Genomic DNA, 948 nt, shown 5'->3' on the forward strand with positions numbered 1-948 from the left:
AGCCGCCCGCCGGCCCAACGCCCTCGGCGTCGGGTGCGTGCGGCGGGCCGCCCAGCCACGGGTGGGTGGGGCCGCCGGGCTTGATCGCGTCCTTGGCGACGAAGATCGCGACCAGGATCCCGCCGAGGACGATCACCGGCCACGGGAACCCCTGTCCGCCGAACGCGTCGCCGAGGATCGACGCCGCCGCGATCACGCCCGCGATGATCAGCGCGACCGAGCGGACGCCGTCCTCGAGCCGGATCACGGCGCGGTCGGTGTCCTCCTCGGGCAGGATCAGCCAGGCCACGCCGTACAGCACCAGGCCGCCGCCGCCGAAGAAGGTGAGGATCACGAAGGCGACCCGCAGCAGCAGCGGGTCGATGTCCAGGTGGCGAGCGAGCCCACCGGCGACACCGGCCACCTTGCGGTCCGTGCGGCTGCGGCGGATGCGGGCCAGGTCGCGGACCTCGTCGCGGGTCACCCGGGGTCCGGTGGCGCCGGGCTCGCGGCCGTCGCCGGGTCCGGTGGGTCCTGGTTCGCTGTCCGCCGGCCCCATCGGGCCTCCGGGAGCGTGGGGTGAGCTCATGCCCTCCAGCCTGCTGTGTGAGGTCCCCCCGCACCATCGGGGACAGCCCTGATCCTCGCGCACCGGGCAGGGCGCGGAGTCAGGGTAGGGCCAGGGTGCTTCCCGCTGCTCCGTGGACCGGCCCTGTGTGACGATGGATGCACCATGACCTCACCCCACCTGACGGTCGCTGCGGCCACCCCCGGGACCCCTGCTCCCCGGGATGTGCGACGCGCCTACCGCGACCTGCGCGAGCCGGTGCTCGGCGGCGTCGCCGGCGGGCTCGCCGCGCACCTCGGGGTGTCCGTGCTGATGGTCCGCGTCGCGTTCGTGATCGCCACGGTCGTCGGCGGCGCCGGCATCGCCGCCTATGCCGCACTGTGGGCACTGATGCCGGCCGG

The 948-nt window shown here is 74.9% G+C and carries 2 protein-coding genes; one reads left to right on the forward strand and one right to left on the reverse strand.

Annotated features, from left to right (window positions below; all coding sequences use genetic code 11):
• Nucleotides 1-568: PspC domain-containing protein (locus E7Z54_RS17310; protein ID WP_136435829.1), on the reverse strand; the 568-nt coding region annotated here is incomplete at its 3' end.
• 144 nt (nt 569-712) lie between these two features.
• On the opposite strand from E7Z54_RS17310, the gene E7Z54_RS17315 reads away from it, so the two are divergent.
• The coding region (locus E7Z54_RS17315; protein WP_136435831.1) for a PspC domain-containing protein at nt 713-948 on the forward strand (236 nt) is incomplete at its 3' end.

It is taken from the genome of Nocardioides sp., from assembly GCF_004803405.1.
Lineage (GTDB): Bacteria > Actinomycetota > Actinomycetes > Propionibacteriales > Nocardioidaceae > Nocardioides > Nocardioides vastitatis.